Annotated in this window: 3 protein-coding genes; all 3 read right to left on the reverse strand. The window is 32.1% G+C overall.

Annotated features, from left to right (window positions below; translation table 11 throughout):
• A partial coding sequence (locus tag EG240_RS16745) for a hypothetical protein (RefSeq protein WP_203229338.1) occupies nucleotides 1–218 on the reverse strand: 218 nt, incomplete at its 3' end.
• A 10-nt stretch (nucleotides 219–228) separates the two neighbouring features.
• A complete protein-coding gene (locus EG240_RS16270) occupies nucleotides 229–948 on the reverse strand; it encodes a hypothetical protein (RefSeq protein ID WP_125020381.1) in 720 nt (239 codons plus the stop codon).
• 45 nt (nucleotides 949–993) lie between these two features.
• Complete coding sequence (locus EG240_RS16275; protein WP_125020382.1) at nucleotides 994–2061, reverse strand: hypothetical protein; 1068 nt, start codon at nucleotides 2059–2061, stop codon at nucleotides 994–996.
• Between the last annotated feature and the right edge of the window lie 174 nt (nucleotides 2062–2235).

A 2235-nucleotide genomic window follows, 5' to 3' on the forward strand; every position in this document is an offset into this window, starting at 1 on the left:
AATAGCTCTATTTCGTTTTTTATTTTATCTATCCTATAATTTACATATTGAAAGCTATTCTTAAGCCCTTCCTGATTATAAAACCCTTCTATTTTATCGACAGGTATTTCTTTATCAAATCTGATTTTGATATTAAATACATTTTTGCCAGTTGTCTGCCCGAAAGCCATTCCCGACAAGAAGATAAACGATATTAGTATATATAGTTTGTGTTTCATTTTTTTAATGTTATTTCTTTTTGTAATAAAGAATAAGCGTATTAGGCGGATGGTTCTCAATTCCACCGCTTAAATCAATTCTTTCTATCTTGGTTCTTTTGATTATTCTAACGATTTTTTTCAGCGATGACGAATTGTATTTATAGACATTTGCCCTTATTGGTTGATTCAGCGTAAAATCAAATTCAAGGGAAATAATGCCGCTTACAGATTTACTTAAATTAACGTCTGGGTTCAGTTGTCTATTCAAAAAGCTTTGCAAAGCAAGTTCTTTGGAATGTATAGTGTCTGTTTTGACACTGTATGGCGATCTTCCTCCTCCATACACCCTCACTAACTCCCTTTCTTTATCCGCATATATCCTCTTGATAAGAACTTCGCTTTTCTCATTATAGCTGAGTGTTCCTACATTAAGGACAGCCAATAGGTTTTGAGTATGTTCCGGCAGATACCAATTATCTTTAACTATTGCAGGGTCATCCTTCAGCAGGTTTTGCGTAATGGCATTGGTATATATGGAGTTCCAAACCGAATCTTTTTCCTGTTGTGACAGAACATACGTGTTATGCTTTCTAATTAAAACAAGGTCTTTGTTCACTTTGCCTGGCTCTCCGGTCATTGGGGGAAGTACAACACCCTCAATGTGATTTTTGACTTTCAGTGTATCCTGCCCAAAAGCCAATCCCGATAAGAGGATAAAAAACGTAAGTATTAAAAGTTTGTGTTTCATATTTTTAAGATTTAAGATATTTTACATCCTCTCATTCGTATAATTTTAATAATATTCAATGATGTAACTAACCTCATTTACCAGTTCATCATTTATAGATATCTTTTTACTTATAAAGTTGTTTTTTGAATCATAGCCAAATTCTTCTTTGTAATCAAATGGCATTTTATCTATATAGTTTCCAAATGTTGATGTCCAAAATTTCATGTAGGCACTGTTATCTGTATTTGTGTTCACACATATTGAAACTATTTTCTGCCCATCATAGGTATAAGTAACTTCTCTGTAAAAAGATTTGTACTCAACACGCATTTTAGAAATTTTACCCTTTTCATCGTAATCATAACGGATATGAACAGGTTCATTGTTTTGCAGGTTCAGACCTTCCATTTCTGATACATATACCAATTGATCGTCTTTATAGCTATATTCTGCTTTTCCGAAAATATTTTTCTGATTATAGTTATAATAGCTATAAGTTTCTCTTTTGGTCAATAGCCCAGATCCATTGTAAGTATAGATATTTTCATAATTATTGTTTCCTGTATGGTAAGTTTGTTTATGTAAGACTAACCTTTCTTTGTTGTAGAAAAAAGAATCCGTCTGAGAAAGTGTATTGCTTTGATAAATTTTTCTTTCTACTAATTTTTGGTTGTCATAGGTGTATTTTTTATCAACGGTTCGTTCCGTCTTTCCAGCAAAGACGGATTGATATTCTTCTGCCAATAATTGATTATGTTGATCATATTTGAATCTGGAAATTCCTGTTCTATCTTTTACTTTGACTAAAGAATAGATACTCTCCTTGCGATTCCCTTTTTCATCATATGATATGTCCAAAATATCGGCAGGGATGTTTTTTTCGTATCTGATAATTTGCGTTTTTAGTCCCTGCTTATTGTAGCATTCTACATTGAGTGTATCGTTAACAAAGTTTGTATTCTTATTTTTAGAAATGATGTAAACCGTCTTTATTCCGGTAGGATTATAATCTTTAAAATATTGTTCCGGTTTATGAGGTTCCGGCTCAACGATTACATCTTCATTCTTTTGAGCAAATGAAAAGGTTGTGAATAAGCATAAGATTATTAGTATAAAAAGTTTGTGTTTCATAGAGGATTAATTTTAATGAGTGAACTAAAATAGGGCAATGTTCCATAGTTATATCCGACGTTTTGATTTTCATCGACTTTTATGTAATAAGGAGCCTTACGGTCATCCAATCGTTTGAATAAGATTTCCTTATCAAACCCTTTTTCAAACGTATAATCTTCGTTTATGAGATAA

The organism is Paenimyroides tangerinum (assembly GCF_003865405.1).
In the GTDB taxonomy this organism is placed as follows: Bacteria; Bacteroidota; Bacteroidia; order Flavobacteriales; family Flavobacteriaceae; genus Flavobacterium; species Flavobacterium tangerinum.